Source organism: Faecalibacterium sp. An77 (assembly GCF_002161315.1).
In the GTDB taxonomy this organism is placed as follows: domain Bacteria; phylum Bacillota; class Clostridia; order Oscillospirales; family Ruminococcaceae; genus Faecalibacterium.
The window spans coordinates 66464-86800 of sequence record NZ_NFHK01000004.1; the positions used below are offsets into that span (position 1 = coordinate 66464).

20 protein-coding genes are annotated in these 20337 nt (G+C 61.3%); 11 read left to right on the plus strand and 9 right to left on the minus strand.

Annotated features, from left to right (window positions below; genetic code table 11):
* Nucleotides 1-156: 156 nt before the first annotated feature.
* Nucleotides 157-762, minus strand: a complete 606-nt coding sequence (locus B5G28_RS02845; protein WP_087246219.1) for a hypothetical protein — start codon at nucleotides 760-762, stop codon at nucleotides 157-159.
* A gap of 317 nt (nucleotides 763-1079) precedes the next feature.
* Between B5G28_RS02845 and B5G28_RS02850 the strand changes: the two genes are divergently transcribed.
* Nucleotides 1080-3128, plus strand: coding sequence for an FAD-binding protein (locus tag B5G28_RS02850; protein ID WP_087246220.1), 2049 nt, complete (start codon nucleotides 1080-1082; stop codon nucleotides 3126-3128).
* A gap of 98 nt (nucleotides 3129-3226) precedes the next feature.
* Here the strand turns inward: B5G28_RS02850 and B5G28_RS02855 are convergent, their stop codons facing one another.
* Genes B5G28_RS02855 through proC form a run of 3 tightly spaced genes read right to left on the minus strand, consistent with a single transcriptional unit; the run spans nucleotide 3227 to nucleotide 6092 of the window.
* Nucleotides 3227-4489 carry a glutamate-5-semialdehyde dehydrogenase gene (locus B5G28_RS02855; protein ID WP_087246221.1) on the minus strand — a complete coding sequence of 421 codons (1263 nt, stop codon included), beginning with the start codon at nucleotides 4487-4489 and terminating at the stop codon, nucleotides 3227-3229.
* Between the two features lie 15 nt (nucleotides 4490-4504).
* Nucleotides 4505-5287, minus strand: coding sequence for a glutamate 5-kinase (proB, locus tag B5G28_RS02860; RefSeq protein ID WP_087246222.1), 783 nt, complete (start codon nucleotides 5285-5287; stop codon nucleotides 4505-4507).
* Between the two features lie 4 nt (nucleotides 5288-5291).
* Entirely contained in the window at nucleotides 5292-6092 is an 801-nt protein-coding gene (gene proC / locus B5G28_RS02865; protein WP_087246223.1) for a pyrroline-5-carboxylate reductase, read from the minus strand.
* 390 nt (nucleotides 6093-6482) lie between these two features.
* Here proC and B5G28_RS02870 point away from each other — a divergent pair, with 390 nt between their 5' ends.
* The 10 genes from B5G28_RS02870 to B5G28_RS02915 all read left to right on the plus strand — a co-directional run bounded on the left by B5G28_RS02870 (nucleotide 6483) and on the right by B5G28_RS02915 (nucleotide 13423).
* On the plus strand, nucleotides 6483-7061 hold the full coding sequence (locus B5G28_RS02870; RefSeq protein WP_087246224.1) for a hypothetical protein: 579 nt from the start codon (nucleotides 6483-6485) through the stop codon (nucleotides 7059-7061).
* Nucleotides 7062-7397: 336 nt separating this feature from the next.
* Complete coding sequence (locus tag B5G28_RS02875) at nucleotides 7398-7991, plus strand: hypothetical protein (protein WP_087246225.1); 594 nt, start codon at nucleotides 7398-7400, stop codon at nucleotides 7989-7991.
* A gap of 409 nt (nucleotides 7992-8400) precedes the next feature.
* Nucleotides 8401-9027: a hypothetical protein gene (locus tag B5G28_RS02880; RefSeq protein ID WP_087246226.1), complete on the plus strand. Its 627-nt coding sequence runs from the start codon at nucleotides 8401-8403 to the stop codon at nucleotides 9025-9027.
* Between the two features lie 354 nt (nucleotides 9028-9381).
* Nucleotides 9382-10341, plus strand: coding sequence for a phospho-N-acetylmuramoyl-pentapeptide-transferase (locus B5G28_RS02885; RefSeq protein WP_087246227.1), 960 nt, complete (start codon nucleotides 9382-9384; stop codon nucleotides 10339-10341).
* 127 nt (nucleotides 10342-10468) lie between these two features.
* Nucleotides 10469-10795, plus strand: a complete 327-nt coding sequence (locus B5G28_RS02890) for a DUF6442 family protein (RefSeq protein ID WP_087246228.1) — start codon at nucleotides 10469-10471, stop codon at nucleotides 10793-10795.
* A 12-nt stretch (nucleotides 10796-10807) separates the two neighbouring features.
* Nucleotides 10808-11020 (plus strand): helix-turn-helix transcriptional regulator, encoded by a 213-nt coding sequence (locus B5G28_RS02895; protein ID WP_087246229.1) that lies wholly within the window; start codon nucleotides 10808-10810, stop codon nucleotides 11018-11020.
* Between the two features lie 31 nt (nucleotides 11021-11051).
* Nucleotides 11052-11627: a 5-formyltetrahydrofolate cyclo-ligase gene (locus B5G28_RS02900; RefSeq protein WP_087246230.1), complete on the plus strand. Its 576-nt coding sequence runs from the start codon at nucleotides 11052-11054 to the stop codon at nucleotides 11625-11627.
* Nucleotides 11618-12241, plus strand: a complete 624-nt coding sequence (locus B5G28_RS02905) for a cyclodeaminase/cyclohydrolase family protein (RefSeq protein WP_087246231.1) — start codon at nucleotides 11618-11620, stop codon at nucleotides 12239-12241. The genes B5G28_RS02900 and B5G28_RS02905 overlap by 10 nt, the downstream gene beginning before the upstream one ends.
* A 2-nt stretch (nucleotides 12242-12243) precedes the next feature.
* Entirely contained in the window at nucleotides 12244-13095 is an 852-nt protein-coding gene (locus B5G28_RS02910) for a tetrahydrofolate dehydrogenase/cyclohydrolase catalytic domain-containing protein (RefSeq protein ID WP_087246232.1), read from the plus strand.
* Between the two features lie 85 nt (nucleotides 13096-13180).
* Entirely contained in the window at nucleotides 13181-13423 is a 243-nt protein-coding gene (locus B5G28_RS02915; protein WP_087246233.1) for a hypothetical protein, read from the plus strand.
* A gap of 456 nt (nucleotides 13424-13879) precedes the next feature.
* Here B5G28_RS02915 and B5G28_RS02920 read toward each other — a convergent pair whose 3' ends face one another.
* The 5 genes from B5G28_RS02920 to B5G28_RS02940 form a co-directional block, all read right to left on the minus strand.
* A complete protein-coding gene (locus B5G28_RS02920) occupies nucleotides 13880-15211 on the minus strand; it encodes a thymidine phosphorylase (RefSeq protein WP_087246234.1) in 1332 nt (443 codons plus the stop codon).
* Nucleotides 15212-15305: 94 nt separating this feature from the next.
* A complete protein-coding gene (locus B5G28_RS15225; protein WP_343215538.1) occupies nucleotides 15306-16262 on the minus strand; it encodes a GNAT family N-acetyltransferase in 957 nt (318 codons plus the stop codon).
* A gap of 119 nt (nucleotides 16263-16381) precedes the next feature.
* Nucleotides 16382-17299 (minus strand): ABC transporter permease, encoded by a 918-nt coding sequence (locus B5G28_RS02930; RefSeq protein WP_087246235.1) that lies wholly within the window; start codon nucleotides 17297-17299, stop codon nucleotides 16382-16384.
* 3 nt (nucleotides 17300-17302) lie between these two features.
* Entirely contained in the window at nucleotides 17303-18445 is a 1143-nt protein-coding gene (locus B5G28_RS02935) for an ABC transporter permease (RefSeq protein WP_087246236.1), read from the minus strand.
* A 7-nt stretch (nucleotides 18446-18452) separates the two neighbouring features.
* Nucleotides 18453-19964, minus strand: coding sequence for an ABC transporter ATP-binding protein (locus B5G28_RS02940; RefSeq protein ID WP_087246271.1), 1512 nt, complete (start codon nucleotides 19962-19964; stop codon nucleotides 18453-18455).
* Nucleotides 19965-20337 lie beyond the last annotated feature (373 nt).

A 20337-nucleotide genomic window follows, 5' to 3' on the forward strand; every position in this document is an offset into this window, starting at 1 on the left:
CGGGGAAAATGTATGTTGCTTTTACAACAAAAAGCGGAACGCAGCCCCAAAAACATGGATAAGCTGGGTGAAATCGCCCTGTTCCAGGGGGATGGAGTGAGACGGGGCTTTCCACGCAAAAGGCGCCGTCCTGTGGAAAAGACGGCGCCTCGGGGCTCAGGTGTGGAGGATCACCTCACAGCGGTCCTCCAGATTCGATGACAAAATGTATTTTTCTTCCAAAGGTATCCATTTGGTACGGAAATTCTCCAGGTTGACCCCCGGTCTCTGGGCGATGCGGCCCAGCCGGGTCTCCAGATCGGCGGTGACAAAGACGTGGAGGTCGTAGCAGGCCCATAGGTCGGGGTGGCAGCTGTAGGAGCCTTCCGCCAGAATGACCGGCTTCCAGGGGGCGGCCACCGGGGGCTTCAGCTGGCCGGTGTGGCAGTCGTAGGGACGGTAGAGGGCGTCCCGGCGGTCCAGCAGGGGGGACAGGGCCTCAGTGAAAAACCGCTCCCGGTCAAAGTTGCCTCCCGGCTGGGCCATCCGCTGGGGCGTGCGCTGTTCGGGCCGGAGGAAAAAGTCGTCGGCGTGGAGGACGGTGCAGTCCAGCCGCCGGGCCAGCAGGGCGGCCACGGTGGTTTTGCCGCTGCCGCACCGGCCGTCGATGGCCACCACGGCGCGGCCCTGCCGGGACAGAAGTTCCTCCACCCGCGCCGCAAGGGCGTCCAGCCCGGCGGGGGGAGAGGGGAGATGAGAAGTTTCCTGTGCGTTATGAATCATAGATGATTTCCTTTTCGTACATCAGTGGGGGTGAAAGGTTCTACCTTATTATATAGAAGATTCTGCGGAACGCAAGATGGGACCGGAAATCTGAAATGGTATCTGAAATACGGTGCAAAAGGAAACACTTTGGGCCGATTTTTTCGTATAAAGCGGATAGACAATCACGTCGCTATGTGATACCCTAATATAGGATCAAATGATTGTGCCCCCAGGAGAGAAGGCCTGGGGGCGACGTTTGGCAGGGGCCGGCCGACGTGCACCGGGCGGCCCTATGGAAGTGTACACACCCAAGAAGAGAAAGGAACGGATTCAGAATGAAGAAGATTTCCCGCAAAGGTTTTCTGAAGATCGCCGCCGCTGCTGCCATGAGCAGCGTGACCGCCGGCGCCCTGGCCGCCTGTGAGTCGGCCGGTTCGGCTGTCTCGGGGGCTGCTTCGGGCTCGGGTTCGGTGGCAGCAGGGGCCACCTACATTCCCGGTACCTATGAGGGCACCGCCCAGGGCATTTCCTCCACCGTCAAGGTCACCATGACCTTCAGCGAAAGCGCTGTCACCGACGTGGTGGTGGATACCTCGGGTGAGACGGCTTCCTATGGCGCTGCCGCTGCCGAGGAGCTGAAAGAGCAGCTGCTGGCCGCCGGCTCGGCTGAGATCGACGGCGTGTCGGGCTCCACCATCACTTCGGATGCCGTCATGAAGGCAGCTCAGAGCTGCTTTGCCCAGGCTAAGGGTGAGGCGGTTGTGACCTCGGTCCAGCTGCCCTCCGGCGATGAGAACGACTGGCTGGGCACCGAGCCCGATATCGATGAGGCGGCCATCACCGATACCTGGGACACCGATATTGTCATCGTGGGCGCTGGCAACGGCGGTATGGCCGCTGCTGCCTTTGCCGCACAGAACGGCCTGAATTTCCGTATCATTGAGCAGAATGCTGCCGTTCAGGATACCCGTCACTGGTACGGAGCCATCGACACCGCCGCCGCCAAGGCCGCTGGCGCCGAGCCCTGCGACCGCGCCAAGCTGCTGAGCGAGATTTCCCGCTATGCCTCCGGCAAGTGCGACCAGCGCGTGGTCAAGACCTGGATCGATGAGTCTGCCGCCATGCACGACTTTGTGGCTGGTATTCTGGAGGGCGAGTACGGCTGGACCTGTGAGTTCACCTCTGGCTCCGAGGCAACATGGCCCGCCGAGAACGCCGATCACAACACCGATTATCTTTACCCCGTCCAGGAGCACAACTACATGGCTTCTGAGTCCGCTTCTGGTATGCAGCGCAACCAGGCATTCCAGGATTATATTGAGAAGCGTGGCTACTCCATCGACTTCAACACCGCCCTGGCCAAGCTGGAGAAGAACAGCGACGGCCGCATCACCGGCATCATCGCCCAGAGCAACGAGGATGGCCACTTCATCCGCATCAATGCGGCCAAGGGCGTCCTGCTGGCCTGCGGCGGCTACCCCGGCAACCCCTACATGATGGAGCAGCTGGACCCCCTGGGCACCAGCGTCACCACCGCCTGCTCCTACTCGCCGGCTGACCGCGGCTACGGCATCCGCGCCGCCGTCTGGGCCGGCGCCAACCTGGACAAGGAGTCCGCTCCCATGCTGTTCGACCGCGGCGTGGTGCCTCCGGGACAGGACGCCGGCTACATCGACAGCCCCAGCGCCTTTGGCGGCAAGGCTTTCCCCGGCCCCATCAAGCAGTATAACCCCGGCACCCAGCCCTTCCTGAAGGTCAACCGCCGCGGCGAGCGGTTTGCCAACGAGAGCTGCCCCTACAACGACATCGTCTACGCCGCCGCCCATCAGCCGGGCCGCGTCTACGCCCAGATCCACGACGACAACTGGTACGAGGACGTGCAGCGCTTCCACACCATCGGCTGCTCGGCCCAGACCCGCAACGGCGGTCCGGACTATGTGCTGCCCAAGATGGAGGAGGCTGAGGCCGCTGGCTGCTTCTTCCGCGCCGACACCCTGGAGGAGCTGGCCGACAAGCTGGGCTTCACCGGCGCCGACAAGGACACCTTCCTGGCCACCGTTGAGCGTTACAATGAGCTGTACGATCAGCAGAAGGACGACGATTTCGGCAAGCCGGCCTACCGTTTGAGCGCCATCCGCAAGGCTCCCTTCTATGGCTGCTGGCTGGGCGCTTCGCTGCTGACCACCGAGCAGGGCATCGCCATCAACGAAAAGGGCCAGGCTCTGGACACCAACAACGAGCCCATGGAGGGCCTGTACATCACCGGCGATATGTCCGGCAGCTTCTTTGCCAACAACTACCCCTGCCTGATGGCAGGCGTGGCCATGGGCCGCACCTTGACCTTCGCTCTGAAGGCCATCAAGGAGATGGCTGGTCTGGAGTAAAAACCGGCCGGGCATCCCCTGAACCCCCATAAAACCGAAAAAAGAGCCGTGGAGCTTTGCCGCTCCACGGCTCTTTTGTTTGCGCTGAAGGCGGGCGGTCAGCGAATCTGACCGTTGCCGCGGATGATGTACTTGTAGGTGCACAACTCGGCCAGGCCCATGGGACCCCGGGCGTGGAGCTTCTGGGTGGAAATACCCATCTCGCAGCCCAGGCCGAACTCGCCGCCGTCGGTGAAGCGGGTGGAACAGTTGACGTACACCGCCGCGCTGTCCACCGCTGCGGTGAACAGGTCGATGTGTTCCTGGGTCTGGCTCAGGATGGCCTCGCTGTGGCCGGTGGAATGCTCGGCAATGTGGCCGATGGCCTGCTGCACGTCCTCCACAACCCCCACCGCCAGGATGTAGTCCAGGAACTCGGTGTCAAAGTCCTGGGGCCCGGCGGGGGTGCCGGGGATGATGGCCGCGGCCTTCTGGTCCAGCCGCAGCTCCACCGGGTGAAGGCCGCGGGCTTCCCGATCGGGGCCCAGACGCTGGGCCAGCCTGGGCAGGAATGCCCCGGCGATGTCCTTGTGAACCAGGCAGACCTCCTCGGCGTTGCAGACGCTGGGACGGCTGGCCTTGGCGTTTTCGATGATGTCCAGGGCCTTGTCCTGATCGGCGGTGTCGTCCACATAGATGTGGCAGATGCCGGTGCCGGTCTGGATGCAGGGGACCTTGGCGTTTTCCACGCAGGCCCGGATCAGGCCCGCGCCGCCCCGGGGGATCAGCAGATCCACATAGCCCACGGCGGTCATCAGGGCGTTGGCGGAGGCGTGGGTGGTGTCCTCAATCAGGCTGACGGCAGCAGCCGGCAGACCGGCGGCCGTCACCCCCTGGCGCAGGGCGTCCACAATGGCCTTGCTGGAGCGCCATGCCTCTTTGCCGCAGCGCAGAACACAGGCGTTGCCGCTCTTGAGGGCCAGGGCCGCCGCGTCACTGGTGACGTTGGGGCGGCTTTCGTAAATGATGGCCACCACGCCCATGGGAACGGCGGTCTTTTCGATCACCAGGCCGTTGGGCCGCTCGATGCGGCGCAGCACAGCGCCCACCGGGTCGGGCAGGGCCGCCACGTCCCGGATGCCCTGGGCCATGCCGTCCAGCCGCTGTTCGTTCAGGGCCAGACGGTCCAGCATCACCTCTGAGATCCGCCCCCGGGCGGCCTCGATGTCGGCGGCGTTGGCGGCCAGAATGGCGGCCCGGTTGGCCGGGTTGTCCAGGGCGTCGGCCATCCCCATCAGGGCATGGTTCCGCTGCTGGGTGTCGGCCAGGGCCAGAGCGCCTTTGGCGTCACGGGCGGCGGTGAGAATCTCGTGTGTGGTCATGGGTCAGCCTCCTTTTTATTTGTTGGCCCGGGGCCGCGCCGCAAACCGGGTGCCGGCGGCTTCGCCCTCGGCAATCCTGTACAGCAGCTCGGGATGGGCTCCGTTGGCAATCACCATTTCCACCCCGTCGGCGGTGACCATCCGGGCAGCACGCAGCTTGGTGGCCATGCCGCCGGTGCCCAGGGCCGAACCGGCCCCGTCCGACAGGCTCATGATGTCCTCGGTGACGTTCTCCACCAGGGGAATCAGCTGGGCGTCGGGATGGGTGCGGGGGTTGGCGGTGTACAGCCCGTCAATGTCGCTGAGCAGCACCAGCAGGTCCGCCCGGGCACAGCAGGCCACAATGGCCGCCAGGGTGTCGTTGTCGCCGATGGAGGAAATCTCCATGGTGGACACGGTGTCGTTTTCGTTGATGATGGGCAGAGCGCCCAGCTCCAGCAGGCGGTAGAGGGTGTTTTCGAAGTTCTGGCGGCGCTCGGTGTGCTCCACGTCCACGCCCGTCAGCAGAATCTGGGCTACAGTGTGGTTGTACTCGGCAAACAGCCGGTCATAGGTGTACATCAGCTCGCACTGGCCCACCGCCGCACAGGCCTGCTTGCCCGCCATGTCGGCGGGACGGCTGGGCAGGGACAGCTTGCCCACGCCCATGCCGATGGCGCCCGAGGAAACCAGAATCATCTCGTGGCCGGCATTTTTCAGGTCGCTCAGGACCTTCACCAGCTCCTCGGTGCGGCGGATGTTCAGATGGCCGGTGGGATAGGTGAGGGTAGAGGTGCCGACCTTGACGACAATTCGCATGACATCAGCCCTCCCGCAGCTTGATGGTCTTTTCATAGGCGGCGATGACCGCGTCGGTCACCGCCCCGCGGAAGCCCCGCTCCTCCAGCACCCGGACACCCTGAATGGTGGTGCCGCCGGGACTGCAGACCGAGTCCTTCAGGACGCCGGGATGGCTGCCGGTGTCCAGCATCATCTTGGCGCTGCCCAGCAGCATCTGGGCGGCGTACTGCAGCGCCTTGGCCCGGGGCATTCCGCAGGCCACGCCGCCGTCCGCCAGGGCCTCAATAAACTGATACGCCCAGGCCGGGCCGCAGCCCGACACGCAGCAGGCGGCGTCCATCAGGTTTTCGGGCAGATTGTCCAGCATGCCGGCCCCCGCCATCAGCTGGCAGAAGGCTTCTTCCTCGCCGTCCTCCAGGCCCAGGGTGCAGTAGGGAATCATCCCGGCGCCGGCCCCCGAGGGAATGTTGGGGTTGATCCGCACCACCGGGTAGTCGCCCCCGGCCATCTGGCGGATCTGTACCATGGTCAGGCCCGCCGCCATGGTGCACAGGATAAACCGCTCTTTGCGGCCCGCCAGCACCGGCTGCAGCTGGGCCAGCATGTCGGCCATCATCTGGGGTTTCACGCCCAGGAATACCACATCGCACAGGGCGGCGTCCTGGTTGGAGCCGGTGCGGCAGCCCAGCTCAGCCGCCAGGGCCTCGGCCTTGGCGGGGGTGCGGTTTGCCAAAACAACATTGCCCGGCTCCACCGTGCGGCAGATCGCCCGTGCCAGGGCTCCGCCCATGTTTCCGCAGCCAATAAAACCAATCGTTTTCATCCGGATTTCCTCCTTTACTTCCGATGGGACAGGATATGACGCGCCCGGCCCTGTCCGTTTGGCCGGGGTTCGCCCCGGGTGCCAGAGCCGCAGGCCTGCCGGATTCACAGGCGGACGCGGCGCCGGGGCGCGGTGTCCGGCGGCGTGCGTCACCCCTCGATGCGACCCGCCAGTCCGCGGCATCTCAGGGGAAAACTCCCGCCCCGCGGCCGGCGCGCCCCTGCAGCCTGCCGCACGGCGGCACGCTGAAAATGCTGCTTCCATATTACCCGGAATGGCCCGCAAAATCAAGTCCTCTATACGGACGGTTGACAAAACCTGCCTGCGCGGTGTACAATAAAAACACAATGGGCTTGTGTGCCGACATGAGCCGGGAAGGGGGTATGCGCGTTGCGCAAGATGAAGCACGGACTGGTCCTGCTGCTGGCAGTGCTGGCTCTTTTGGTGTTGAGCGGCTGTTCGCAGCCCAAACAGGTTGGGACGCGCAGCATGGCCGGCGCGGCGGATCTGATCGCCAATATGTCCGCCCAGACGGTGGTCACCAACGACGCCCCGCTGGACAGCGGCACCGCCGCTGCCGCCACCTATATGATCAAGAGCCGCAGCACCCCTCTCAGTGGAGAGAATACAGGAACCTTGGCGGATGAGCTGCGGGAGGCCTCTTGCACCGATGGGTACAGTGCCCGGAGCGCCCCCACCGAGAGCGGCGTGACCCGGATGTCCCGGCTGTTCATCTATCCTGGCGACTGGAGCGAGGACGAAGTGGCCCGGGCCATCGTGAATAAGATCGACGAAATGGCGGATGAATTGCTGAGCAGCTCCTGCTCCCGCCAGGTGGTGATCGACAGTTATTTCAACTATACATATACCTATTCGGTCAGCGTGCGCCAGGCGTTCAGCGATCAGGCGTCGGCCTGGGTGGTGGGAATCGGCATCAACCAGACCGCAAAAGAGGAACATAAAACCTGATTTACGATAAAAATTTACAATAAAAAAGCAGTAAAAATATTTGAGTTTTGGGTGAAATATCATCCCACCAAAGTTGGGAAACAGAACCCCAACTTTGAAAACAAAAGCTCGAATGCCCACAAGCGCACCTGCCGAAAGGCAAGGGCGCTTGTTTTTATTAAATGTAAATTTTTTGAGAAGAACTCTTGGCGAAAAATGGTACGATTGACAAATCGCGGAAGTTGTACTATTATATGACTAGACGGGGTAGGGGCCGTCCTTATCCCGCAAAGGTCCAAGACTCGAAACAGGTAACCCCAGGCAAAATTTTACTTCTTTAAAGGAGGTAAAGGTCCAATGAAACTCAAGCGCATTCTTTCCCTGGCGCTGTCCGGCGTCCTGGCAGTCAGCATGCTGACTGCTTGCGGTGGCGGCAGCAGCATCAGCAGTCTCCTTGACAATCGTACCTCTACTGTTCGCAGTGCCCTGAATGGTGCTCAGGTCATGGTGAGCTATAAGAGCAACGACAAGGAACTGGATGATGCGATTTCCAAAGTTGCAGGAACTCTGACCCCGGCTCAGGTCACCAACGGTATTGCAGACAGCAGTGTCAGCACCACCGTTCGCCAGCTGACTGGCTATGGTGATATGGGTCTTGGCGGCGCATGGAAAGCTCAGACCACGGTTGGCAGCGAGACCTATGTGAAGGTCTTTGTCTACAATGTGGAGAACGAGGCTTTTGACACTGCCAGCGAAGTGGCAAACGATATTGCCGGTAAGCTGGAGGTCATGAAGCTGAAGAGCAATACCGCTACCAAGGTTGAGGGCTACACCAACTCTTACAAGGGCAACGTGGTTGCCTACGAAAAGACCATCGGCGAGGGCGATTCTGCTTTTGACGCATGGGTGGTTGGCGTTTCCATCACGCAGACTGTTTCTGCTGACAAGTGATCCTCAATGACCCTATTTCCTTTTCGTGAGGAGAAAGCCCCTGACGGTGCGACGTTGGGGGCTTTTTAGTGTCAAAGAGACAGAGAAAGTCTCTTTTGTTTCATAGCCTAAACAAAAATCCACTGCATGGGAATACCCTGTGCGGTGGATTTTTGTTTTTTGCACCATCGCACTTATTTTGCGCCTTAAAAGAGCGCAGGGATGGAAGATTTTGGGTGTAGGACCAAAATTTATTGTCGATTGTACGCCTAAAATTTATAAAGATTTCCTTTTTGTCCAGCTTTTGGCACTTCTGCCTTGACAAAGGAAACGGTGTTGTGTTAAACTATGCTCAAGGAACGGGGATGGTGACCTGTTCCCCAAATGTTTTGGTGCGAGTTACAAACAACAACAAGGAGGAAATTTCCAAATGAAACTGAATAAGGTTCTGGCTCTGGCTCTGTCCGGCGTTATGGCTGTCAGCATGCTGGCTGGCTGCTCCAACAACACCAATGGTGATAAGGACGAGCAGGTTCCCGCTACTGGCGTTGTTGCTGCTGTCAACAATGGTCAGACTGGCGATGTGAAGGTTACCTTCACCGCTGATGCTACTCTGGATTCTCAGCTGAGCAAGGCTATTAACGCTTGCGCAGAGAAGGCTACTGAAGAAGAAGTGCAGGCTAATCTGGAAAAGATCATTGGCGGCGACATTGTTAAGCTGAATGGCTCGCTGGCAGTTGGTGGCGACTTTATGCCTTGGTCTACTAGTGTGGACGAAGACGGCGAGAAGATCGTTGGCGTTCGTGTTATTAAGGTTGATGCTAACTACAGCGAGAATGCTGCTCTGAACAAGATCGCTGATAAGGTCGATGCTATCACTCAGAATCTGGTTAAGAACTCTCTGAACAAGAATGCCCAGATCAACAGCAAGTATGCTGCATATGATTACGCTGGCACCGTTAGCATGGTTGAGACCACCGCTCTGGATGGCACTACCAACTACTATGCTGCTATCGTGATCACCAACAATTGCACTGTGAAGACTGCTACTGTCTGATAAGTACCTGTTCTTTAAATACTCGCATTTTACACGTTTTAGTTGTATGAATGCAGTCCGTGCAGGGGCACGCGCGTCTATCGCACTTTTTGATGTCCGTTGATCTTGCACACATACGAAGCGCTTCGTATAGCACCAAAGGTTTATTACAAATTATTTGTAGTTTGCCGCACCAAAAAAGAACCAGCTGGGTGTGCAGACCCAGTTTTCCGGGGGCGGGCCGCAAGGCCCGCCCCCTTTTTGGTTTGCAGGGGAGGCCGGCTGCCAGCTTGTGATTGATTTTTCGGGCCGGACATGGTACACTTCCTCTGTAGAGAGTACAAGGAATGCAAAAACAGAAATGAGGAAGCTATCATGGTTACAATATTGTTGTCCACCATTGGCCAGCGGGGTGTGGATGCGCTGGCGTTTGTGCTGGCGTTTGTCCTGACGGCCCTGCTGACCAGTCTGTTCCGCAGCCGGCTGCCCCAGGACCATGGCCGCGCGTTTGCGGTGGATGGCGCGCTGTCCAAGGGCAAGGCCCGGGGCGCGGGATTGATTTTTGTGCTGTGCATCGTGCTGGTGGCCCTGGCGTTTATGCCGTTCCACCTGGAGACGGTCATTTATATGGTCCTGCTCATTGCTTCGATGCTGTCGGGGTATCTGGACGATGCCTCGGACACCGCGTGGAACGAGTACAAAAAAGGCCTGATTGATTTTGTGATTGCGGCGGTGGCCGGCGTCACCTATCTCAACTTCAACGGCTGCGGAGTCCGGTTTTTGAGCTGGTATTTTGTGCTGCCGTACCCGGTGTACCTGCTGCTGATCATTATCCTGATCTGGGCCAGCATCAATGTGGTGAACTGCACCGACGGCGTGGACGGCCTGTCCGCCAGCCTGGCGGTGGTGAGCATGGGCACCTTTGCCATGCTGTACGGCGAGTATCTGGGCAGCTACGTCACCGCCACGGTGGTGTTTGTGGGCGCTCTGCTGGCCTATCTGTGGTCCAACGCCAAGCCCTCCACCGTCCTGATGGGCGACGCGGGCAGCCGCGCCATGGGCTTTTTCCTAGCGGTTCTGGCCCTCAAGTCGGGACATCCCTTTGCCTTCCTGCTGGCAGCGATGGTGTTTATCCTGGACGGCAGCCTGGGCATCATTAAAATCAGCCTCAAGCGTTTCCTGCACATCAGCGTGCTGAAAAACACCCTGACCCCCCTCCACGACCACGCCCGCAAGCGGCTGGATTGGAGCGACGAACAGGTGGTCATCCGTTGGGTGATCGTCCAGTGCGTGGCGTCGGCGGTGCTGACGGTGCTGGCAGGCTTCGGCGCATAATGTTTTTACGGCCCCGCTGTGACAGGCGGGGCTGTTTTGTATCCCGCCCGGCGTGTTGACAAGTACACTTGTCTGTGTTATACTGAAAATGCAAATAAAACTTGTCAAACCCAAGGGAGGCGGTTCCATGAAAAAGGAAGAAATCCTGCGCAGAGCCCGGCAGGAGGGCGACGGCGAATACGAGGAGCGAATCCAGGGCCAGATCATGACCCGCAGTGCCCTGGTTGTGGTGGGGCTGTGCGCGGCCTTCTGGCTGGTGCGGGCAGGCCGCGCCTGGGCTGCAGGCGAGGCGCTGGCCCAGGTGTGGGACTATCCGGCCATTGCCACGGGATATGCGGCCTTTGTCCATCTGTGGATGTACAAGCGGCTGGACCAGCGGGTCAACCTGGTGAGCGGGCTGTGCTGCCTGCTGGCGTTTGTGATCTTTTCGGTGCAGTTTTGGCTGCACCTGTGAGGGAGGCGGCGTATGAATTCGGAACTGGTTTTGAAAAACCGGCTCAAAGAGGCGCGGGCGGCGGCGGGGCTGTCCCAGGCACAGCTGGCGGCGATGGTGGGCGTCTCACGCAACACCATCAGCTCGATTGAGACGGGGCAGTTTAACCCCACCGCCAAGCTGGCGCTGATTCTGTGCATCGCGCTGGACAAAAAGTTTGAGGAGCTGTTTTATTTCGAGGACTGAGGCCCGAAACAGCAAAGAGGAGGCGGAGCCAATGACCCTGGACGAGGCCAAGAAAGCCCAGCGCCAGCAGGGGATTGCGGCGCGGCGGGCGCTGGACCCCTCCGTGCGGCAAGCCGCCGATGCGGCCATCTGTGCCCGCATCGCGTCCCTGCCGGCCTGGCAGGCCGCAAAACGGGTGCTGGGGTATGCCGCTTTCGGCGGGGAGCCGGACCTGTCGGCCCTGCTGGAGGGCCCGGAAGGCCGCCTGTATGGGATTGCCTGGCCGGTGTGCGGCCCGGACTGCACCATGACCGCCGCCCGGCCCCACCCGAAAAAGGGCTGGGAGACGGGGGCGTATGGCATCCGTGCGCCGGTGCTGGAACGGGCGGAGATCTTTCCGCCCGAGACCCTGGACCTGGTTCTGGTGCCCTGTACCGCCTTTGACGAGGCCTGCCGGCGGGTGGGCATGGGCAAAGGCTACTATGACCGGTATCTTCCCCGGTGCACCGGCGCGGCGGTGTACGGGGTGGCCTATGAGGTACAAAAAGTGGAGGCGGCCGCCGCGGGGCCGCTGGACATCCGCCTGGATGGCGTCATCACCGAGAGGGGAATTTACAGATGGAAATGATGCACAAAAGCTGTGAGCAGTTTTTGGAGGAACTGGCCTCCAAAGCGGCGGTACCGGGGGGCGGCGGCGGGTCGGCCCTGGTGGGCGCCGTGGGCACCGCCCTGGGGAACATGGTGGGCTGCCTGACGGTGGGCAAAAAGAAATATGCCGCCGTGGAGCCGGACATCCTGGCCCTGAATGAGAAGGCCGCCGCCCTGCGGGCCCGGCTGGAAGGGCTGGTAGAGGCGGACGCCGAGGCCTTTGCGCCCCTGGCCAAGGCCTATTCCATCCCCAAAGAGGAACCCGCCCGGGCCGAAATCATGGCGGCCGCCCTGGAAAAGGCCGCCGCTGTGCCCCTGGAAATCATGGAGTGCTGCTGTGAGGCCATCGTCCTGCTGGAAGAATACGAGGCCAAGGGCAGCGTGCTGGCGGTGTCGGATGCAGGATGCGGAGCGGTGTTCTGCCGGGCGGCGCTGGAGGGCGCCGGGCTGAACGTCAGCGTCAACACCCGCCTGATGGCCGACCGGGCCCGGGCGGAAGAGCTGGACGCCCGTGTGGCGGCCCTGCTGAAAGAATATGTACCGCGGGCCGAGGCGGTTTACGCCAAGGTTTGCGCACGACTGGGAGGAAATTGACCATGGCAACGCTTTTGAAAGGCGCGCAGGCCGCTGCCGCCCTGAACGAAAAGACGGCGGCCCGTGTGGCGGCCCTGGCGGAAAAAGGGATTGTGCCCACCCTGGCGGTGGTGCGGATGGGCGAGCGGGAGGACGATCTGTCCTATGAACGGGGCGTGATGAACCGCTGCGCCAAGCTGGGCATCGCGGTGAAGCCCTATCTGCTGGCGGCGGACGCCCCGCAGGCGGCGCTGATGGCGGTGCTGGAGGAGATCAACGAGGACGCCGGCGTCCACGGCTGCCTGATTTTCCGGCCGCTGCCCGCGCAGATCGACGACAAGGCGGTCCGGGCTGCCCTGGCCCCCGAAAAGGATGTGGACGGCATCACCGACGCATCCCTGGCGGGAGTGTTTACCGGCAGCGGGGTGGGCTATGCCCCCTGCACGGCCCAGGCCTGTGTGGATATTCTGGACCATTACGGCATCCCCCTGGAAGGCAAACGGGTGACCGTGGTGGGCCGCAGCCTGGTGGTGGGCAAACCGGCCGCCATGCTGCTGGACCGCAAAAACGCTACCGTGACCATGTGCAATTCCCGCACCAAAGACCTGCCTCAGCTCTGCCGTCAGGCGGATATCCTGGTGGTGGCCATGGGCAAGCGCGGCGCCATCGGCGGGGACTGCATTGCCCCGGGCCAGGTGGTGGTGGATGTGGGCATCCACAACGATGAGGACGGCAAGCTGTGCGGCGACGTCCGCTTTGCGGAGGCCGAGCCGGTGGCCAGTGCCATCACCCCGGTGCCGGGAGGCGTGGGCGCCATGACCACCTCGGTGCTGGCTGCCCATGTGGTGGCGGCTTCCGAGAAGGCTGCACAGTAATCCGTAAAAACCCGCATAGCCCTCGATCTGCCAACTGAAAAATTCTGCGTTGCTGCCCAAAAGCTAAGGTCTGAGGTGAACACAAATGAAGATACCGTTTCAGATGGCTCTGTTCAAAGCGGTTTTTGTGGTGGGTGTGCTGGTGGTATGTGCTCTTTGGGCCTTTGAACATTTTATCAGCGGCGCGGTCCTTCTGAGCCTTTTGTTTGTGTTTGATTTCGCTTTCCGGCGGTACCCCTTTTGCGGCAAGCATTTTTCCATTCAATGGAGTAAAGCTGGAACGATGTCCTTTTTGCGGAAAATCCTTGAAGTAGAAACCAGGAAATGAGTTGCTGAAATAAAAACCCCGCTCCCATGGAAGGAGCGGGGTTTTTGTGCTTTTTAGATCGTAAGACTTCGCATCGTACCGGGCCGCAGGCCCAAACGTAACGAGCGAGCGGGACGGCTGTCCTCTTGCGGTTCCCTAAATTTTCGGCGCATTGGATGAGCCGAAAATTTAGACCGCTGCGCCACTCACGGCTCCCTGTTTCGTCCTCAGGACGCAGTCGCCGTTCGTGCCTCTTGCGCTTAGCCAATTTTCCCGGCGGACATGAATGCCCTTGTGAAAATTGGAGCGCTGCGCCAGCGGCGGCTCCCTGTTTCGTCCACCGGACGCAGTCGCCGCCGCTGCCTTGCATCGTACCGGGCCGCAGGCCCAAACGTAACGAGTGAGCCGGAGCGTAAAGGTCCCGCGGAACTGCCGGAGATCCGGAAACTTTATGGTACCCAGTAAAAAGTTTTTTGCTTACTTTTTTTCAAAAAAGTAAGAGACGCCGGTGTCGGTGACGATGGCGTAGATGAGGGGGAGTTCCGAGGGTTTCTCGGGACCGAAGGTGAAGGCGGAACGGTAGACCGCCTCGGCGGCTGCAAAGCGCTCAGGCGCGCCGCAGAAGGTGGCCAGACTCTCGCCCCGGCGTACGTAGTCGCCCCGCTTCTTGTGCAGGATGATGCCGGCGGCGTAGTCCAGGGGATCGCCCTTTTTCTCCCGTCCCGCTCCCAGCAGGACGCTGGCAATGCCGATCTTCTCGGCGTCGTTGGCCGTAATGTATCCGTCGGCCTCGGCCAGTACCTCATACCTGGCCGCCGGCTGGTCAAACAGGCTGTAGTCCTCCAGAACCCGCACGTCGCCGCCCTGGGCCGCAAACATCTCTTTGCACTTGGCAAAGGCGCTGCCGTCTGCAATCACCTGCTGGGCCATGGCGCGGCATTCTTCCGGGGTTCCTTTGCCCGCCAGCACCAGCATATAGGACGCCAGCTGCAGACAGACTTCGGTCAGGTCTGCGGGGCCGCGGCCCTTGAGCACTTCCATGCTCTCCATCACTTCCAGGCTGTTGCCGATGTTGTGGCCCAGAGGCGTGTCCATGTCGGTGATCATGGCGGCCACCTTGCGGCCGTGGTGGCCGCCAATGGATACCATCAGCTTGGCCAGCTGGACGCTGTCCTCCACCGTCTTCATGAAGGCGCCGGTGCCGGTGGTGACGTCCAGCAGGATGGCGTCCGAGCCGGAAGCCAGCTTCTTGGACATGATGCTGGAGGCAATCAGGGGAATGCAGCTGACGGTGGCGGTGACGTCCCGCAGGGCGTACATCTTTTTGTCCGCCGCGGCGATGTTCTCGCTCTGGCCGATGACCGAAATGCCGATCCGGTTCACCTGGGCGAAAAATTCCTCCTGGGTCAGGGCGGTGCGGGTGCCGGGCACGCTCTCCATCTTGTCGATGGTGCCGCCGGTATGGCCCAGGCCCCGGCCGCTCATCTTGGCAATCTTGACCCCGCAGGCCGCCGCAATGGGTGCAATCACCAGGGTGGTCTTGTCGCCCACGCCGCCGGTGGAATGCTTGTCCACCTTGATGCCGGCAATGGGGGACAGGTCCACCATCTCGCCGCTGCGGGCCATGATGTCGGTCAAAATGGCGGTCTCCTCGTCGGTCATCCCCCGCAGGTAGACCGCCATCATCCAGGCGGCCATCTGGTAATCGGGCACGTCGCCCGCCACATAGCCGCGGATCAGGGCCTCCAGCTCGGCGCGGGTGTGGACGCCGCCGTCCCGCTTCTTTGCAATGATGTCGTAGATACGCATAGAAGATCACTCCAATCCCGATTGATAGGTTGCTTCCAGTATAGTATGACTTTTGCCCAAAGGCAAGGCCCCGGCCCGAAAGTTGGCAGAAACTTCACAGATCGCCCGCCGGTGCTTTTTCCATCACATAGTTGGCCAGGGTCACCCCTCTGCGCTCCACCTGCTGCGCCCGCAGGACCCGGTAGCCGCGCCTGGCGAAGAAGGGGCGGGCCGTGACCGAGGCATGGGTGACCACCGGCCCGGCGGCAGCCTCTTCCAGCGCGTTGCAGAGGGCGGTGGCGACGCCCCGGCCCTGCAGGTCCTTGTGGACGTAGAGCCGGTCCAGGTAGCCGGCGGCGGGGTCCAGATCCCCGAAGCCCGCCAGCTGCCCGTCCAGCTCCGCCACCAGGGCCCGGTGCGCCCGGAAGCTCTTGTCCCAGGCAGCGAGGTCGGGGCCCTCTGCGGGGGCCCAGGCGTCCAGCTGGGCGGGGGTGTAGTGGGCGGTACAGACGGTGTGGACCGTCTCGTAAAAGAGGGCCGCCAGCGCGGGGCAGTCCTCGGGGCGGTAGGGGCGGAGGGTCACCGCCAGGGCGTTCAGCCAGGCGTCCGCCTCGGCCCGGCTGTGGAAGGCAAAGACCTGCCGGCGGCCCCGGTACGCCTCTAGCCCGGCGCGGATGGCGGGCATCTGCGCCTGGCCGAAGTCGAGGATGTATTGCAGGAACTCTGCGTCCAGCTCCTCCTCCACCCAGGGCATGTCCGGGCGCTGCGCGCCCCGGCGGTTTTCCACCCCCGCCAGGCAGACTTCCAGGGGGAAGTCCAGGAAAAAGACGGTGTCGCAGGCTTCCAGCCGCTGGGGGAGGGTGCGGCTGTAGTCGCCGTCGATGATCCAGGCCGGCCGCGCCAGCCATTCCGCCAGCACCCGGTCAAATTCCTCCCGGGTGATGTGGGTGCGGTCGGCTTTGTGCCAGAGCCTGTCCAGGTAGTACAGGGGCAGGCCGGTGATATCCCGCAGGCGGCGGGCAAAGGTGCTCTTGCCCGCCCCCGAACAGCCAATGACCAAAACTTTCTGCATGGGAGTGTCCTTTCTTTGGCCCTCTCAGTCTCGCTGCGCTCGCCAGCTTCCCCGCACACGGCGGAGAGGGCAAAAACGGCGGCAAGCTGTTGCCGCCTGCCGCCGCGTTGGGTGTGTTTTTAGCGCGATCCCTTGTCGTAGGGGATACCCTCGGCCTTGGGGGCCATGCTGTTCTTGGAAGTGAACGCGAGGATAATCATGGATGCGATGAAGGGCATCATGTTGTAGATGTTGCTGGACCAGCCCAGGTTGGCCAGGAAGGTGGAGTCGGCGATGTTGGCCAGGCTCTTGAACACGGCGAAGAACATGGCCGCCCCAAAGATGTGGAAGGGTTTCCACTGGCCGAAGATCATGACCGCCAGGGCCAGGAAGCCGGCGCCGGCCACGCCCACCTCAAAGTTCCAGGTCTGGACGGGGGGAACGATATAGGCCATGCCGCCGATGGCGCCCAGGGCGCCCGAGATCAGGACGCCGGCGTAGCGCATCTTGTAGACGTTGATGCCCACCGAGTCGGCGGCCTGAGGATGTTCGCCGCAGGCCCGCAGACGCAGGCCAAAGCGGGTCTTGTACATGACGATATAGCTGATGACCAGCAGGACAATGCCCAGAGGGACAAAGACGCTGAGCTCCAGCCCGCCCACCGAGAACAGGAAGGGACGGTTGGTGTAGTTCAGCTTGGCGCTGCCGCTCTCGCTGAAGTACTTGGCCAGAACCACCGCCACTGCGGTGGCCAGCAGGTTCAGAGCGGTGCCGCCGATGGTCTGGTCGGCTTTCAGGTTGATGGAGGCGAAGGCCAGCAGCAGGGAATAGACCATGCCGGCCAGGGCCGCCGCCACAATGGACAGAACTACGATCAGCCATGCGGGCATGGTGGCGGGCAGAAGGGTCAGGGCCAGGACGCCGGCGACGCCGCCGATGACCATGATGCCCTCCAGGGCAATGTTGATGATGCCGGAGTGCTCGCTGAACATGCCGCCCAGGGCTACCAGCATCAGGACGATGCCGTACAGCAGGGTATATTTGATGAGCAACAGCATAGCTTAGTCCTCCTTTTTGCCGGTCTTATCTGCCCGTTTGCCGCCGGACAGGAGCTTGGCGATCTTGCCGCGGAACAGCATCGAGAAGGCGCACAGATAGATGATGATGCCGCTGATGAGGTCGGCCACCTCGGTGGGGTAGTAGCGGGTGGACAGGAACGAGCCGCCCACCGTGATGTGGGAGATGAACAGGGCCGAGAAGATGGTGCCGATGGGGTTGGAGCTGGCCAGCAGGGCCACCGAAATGCCGTTGAAGCCCATGGCCGGCAGGGTGGTGGAGTTCAGGGGGTTCCACTCGGACACGCCGGACAGGTAGTACAGGCCCGCGCCAAAGCCGGCCAGAGCGCCGGCGATGACCATGGACAGCACCAGGTTTTTCTTCTCGTTGATGCCGGCGTAGCGGGCGGCGTTCTTGTTGAGGCCCACGGCCTTCAGCTCATAGCCGAAGGTGGTCTTGTCCAGCACAATCCAGATCACGATGGCCACCACGATGGCCAGGAAGATGGCGATGGTGGTGCTGTTGGTCTGGAACATGTTGTTCAGGCCGAAGTCGGGGATGATAGAGCCCTCGGCGCCTTCCAGGCGGCGGAGGTTCCAGGTACGGGTGTTGCGGGAGTCGTACATCACGCCGGTGCCGTTGCCGTACACAATCTCATTGACCAGATACAGGCCGATCCAGTTGAACATGATGGAGGTGATAACCTCGTTGATGTTCAGATAGGCCTTGAACAGGCCGGGGATGGCGCCCCACAGGCCGCCCAGAATGGCAGAGGCCAGCAGGCCCACATACCAGGGCAGGTGAAGGACGATGGCGCAGTACAGAGCGCCGTAGGCGCCCAGGGTGTACTGGCCGGCGGCGCCGATGTTGAACAGGCCGGTTTTGAAGGCGAAGGCCACCGAAAGACCGGTCATGATGAGGGGGGCGGCGTTGGCCAGGGTGCGGCCCACGCCGTAGGGGGCGTCATAGAAGCCGCCCTTCAGGATGCGGACAAAGCCGTCGGTCCAGGCGTGCTCGGCGTTGATGGCCAGCAGCACCAGATAGCCGAACACCAGGCCGATCAGGATGCACAGCAGAGCTGCCAGCACGCTGACAAAGGCCGACCGGCTGTTGCCCCCGCGGGAAAGCATCTTTTTCTTGGTATCCATAAAGCGCTTATTCTCCTTTCCCCTGCTTGCGGGCGCCGGCCATATACAGGCCCAGCTCCTGGACGGTGGTGGTCTTGGGGTCAAACTCGCCCACGACCTCGCCCTCGTACATGACGAGGATGCGGTCGGACAGGTTCATGACCTCGTCCAGCTCCAGGCTCACCAGCAGAACCGCCTTGCCGGCGTCCCGCTGGGCCACGATCTGGCGATGGATATACTCGATGGCGCCCACGTCCAGGCCGCGGGTGGGCTGCACAGCCACCAGCAGCTTGGGGTCGCGGTCGATTTCGCGGGCGATGATGGCCTTCTGCTGGTTGCCGCCCGACATGCTGCGGGCAATGGTGACACTGCCCTGGCCGCTGCGGACGTCGTACTGCTCAATCAGACGGTCGGAATACTCCCGCACCTTGTCCTTGCGGATGAAGCCATGGCTCTGGAACTCGGACTGCCAGTAGCGCTGCAGCACCATGTTGTTCTCCAGGCTGTAGTCCAGCACCAGGCCGTGCTTGTGACGGTCCTCGGGGATGTGGCTCATGCCCGACTTGGAGCGCTCCCGGATGGAAGCGTGGGTGATGTCCTTGCCGCAGAAGGTGATTTTGCCCTTGGTGACCTTTTCCAGGCCGGTGAGGCCGTAGACAAACTCGGTCTGTCCGTTGCCCTCGATGCCGGCCAGGCAGACGATCTCGCCCGCTCGCACCTGGAACGACACATCCCGGACGGCGCTCTTCTTGTGGGTGGAGCTGGGCACGTTCACGCCCTGGACGTCCAGGATCACCTCGCCGGGATGGGCGGGGGACTTGTCCACCTGCAGCTGAACGTCGCGGCCCACCATCATGCGGGACAGCTCTTCCTGGTTGGTGTTGGCAATGTCGGTGACGCCCACATACTTGCCCTTGCGCAGGACGGTGCACCGGTCGGCCACCGCCATGATCTCGTTGAGCTTGTGGGTGATGAACAGGATGCTCTTGCCCTCTTTCTTGAAGCCCCGCATGATCTCCATCAGCTCGTCGATCTCCTGGGGGGTCAGAACGGCGGTGGGCTCGTCAAAAATCAGGATCTCATTGTCCCGGTAGAGCATCTTCAGAATCTCGACGCGCTGCTGCATGCCCACCGAAATGTCGCTGACCAGCGCGTCCGGGTCCACCCGCAGGCCATATTTCTCGCTCAGAGCCATGACCTTCTTGCGGGCTTCGGCTTTCTGCAGAAAGCCCAGCTTGTTGGGCTCCACGCCCAGGATGATGTTGTCCAGAACGGTAAAGCATTCCACCAGTTTGAAGTGCTGGTGGACCATGCCGATGCCCAGCGCGTTGGCGTCGTTGGGGTTGCGGATCTGGACCTCCTTGCCACTCTTGAGAATCTTACCCTGCTCGGGCTGGTACAGACCAAACAGCACGCTCATCAGGGTGCTCTTGCCGGCGCCGTTTTCGCCCAACAGAGCGTGAACTTCACCTTTGCGCAGCTGGAGGGTAATATCATCGTTCGCCTTGATTCCAGGGAATTCCTTGGTAATGTGGAGCATCTCGATCACATAATCCTCGGCCAATCTGCTCACTCTCCTTTCACATGATGGTAACGCTTTGTTATCACTTTATCCATTATAACGTATTCTAATGCTACTTTGCAAGGAAAATATGTCTCAAAATCTGGCATTTTGCAAAAAAGACAGAGATTTTGTGCCGGAAACGGTGGGATACTACTGAAACCGGTGAGTTCGACGAAAAAGTATGACTTTACTTGTGGAACCTGCCGAAAAATCTGCAAAAAAATTAAGATAAAAAAGCACAGCTTTATGCGCTTTTTTGCGGCGCAAAATCCCTGAAAATCCGACTTTTTGAGGGGTTGAAGGCAGGGGAGGCCGGAGAGAGGGGACAAAAAAGCGGGGCACCCGTGGG

Coding starts and splice junctions, on each gene's coding strand:
- B5G28_RS02940 (WP_087246271.1), bottom strand. CDS start 19,964: ATGCTCCACATTACCAAGGAATTCCCTGGAATCAAGGCGAACGATGAT.
- B5G28_RS02920 (WP_087246234.1), bottom strand. CDS start 15,211: ATGCGTATCTACGACATCATTGCAAAGAAGCGGGACGGCGGCGTCCAC.
- B5G28_RS02905 (WP_087246231.1), top strand. CDS start 11,618: ATGGAAATGATGCACAAAAGCTGTGAGCAGTTTTTGGAGGAACTGGCC.
- B5G28_RS02875 (WP_087246225.1), top strand. CDS start 7,398: ATGAAACTCAAGCGCATTCTTTCCCTGGCGCTGTCCGGCGTCCTGGCA.
- B5G28_RS02880 (WP_087246226.1), top strand. CDS start 8,401: ATGAAACTGAATAAGGTTCTGGCTCTGGCTCTGTCCGGCGTTATGGCT.
- B5G28_RS02850 (WP_087246220.1), top strand. CDS start 1,080: ATGAAGAAGATTTCCCGCAAAGGTTTTCTGAAGATCGCCGCCGCTGCT.
- B5G28_RS02885 (WP_087246227.1), top strand. CDS start 9,382: ATGGTTACAATATTGTTGTCCACCATTGGCCAGCGGGGTGTGGATGCG.
- B5G28_RS15225 (WP_343215538.1), bottom strand. CDS start 16,262: ATGCAGAAAGTTTTGGTCATTGGCTGTTCGGGGGCGGGCAAGAGCACC.
- B5G28_RS02910 (WP_087246232.1), top strand. CDS start 12,244: ATGGCAACGCTTTTGAAAGGCGCGCAGGCCGCTGCCGCCCTGAACGAA.
- proB (WP_087246222.1), bottom strand. CDS start 5,287: ATGCGAATTGTCGTCAAGGTCGGCACCTCTACCCTCACCTATCCCACC.
- B5G28_RS02890 (WP_087246228.1), top strand. CDS start 10,469: ATGAAAAAGGAAGAAATCCTGCGCAGAGCCCGGCAGGAGGGCGACGGC.
- B5G28_RS02845 (WP_087246219.1), bottom strand. CDS start 762: ATGATTCATAACGCACAGGAAACTTCTCATCTCCCCTCTCCCCCCGCC.
- B5G28_RS02930 (WP_087246235.1), bottom strand. CDS start 17,299: ATGCTGTTGCTCATCAAATATACCCTGCTGTACGGCATCGTCCTGATG.
- B5G28_RS02895 (WP_087246229.1), top strand. CDS start 10,808: ATGAATTCGGAACTGGTTTTGAAAAACCGGCTCAAAGAGGCGCGGGCG.
- B5G28_RS02935 (WP_087246236.1), bottom strand. CDS start 18,445: ATGGATACCAAGAAAAAGATGCTTTCCCGCGGGGGCAACAGCCGGTCG.
- proC (WP_087246223.1), bottom strand. CDS start 6,092: ATGAAAACGATTGGTTTTATTGGCTGCGGAAACATGGGCGGAGCCCTG.
- B5G28_RS02900 (WP_087246230.1), top strand. CDS start 11,052: ATGACCCTGGACGAGGCCAAGAAAGCCCAGCGCCAGCAGGGGATTGCG.
- B5G28_RS02915 (WP_087246233.1), top strand. CDS start 13,181: ATGAAGATACCGTTTCAGATGGCTCTGTTCAAAGCGGTTTTTGTGGTG.
- B5G28_RS02855 (WP_087246221.1), bottom strand. CDS start 4,489: ATGACCACACACGAGATTCTCACCGCCGCCCGTGACGCCAAAGGCGCT.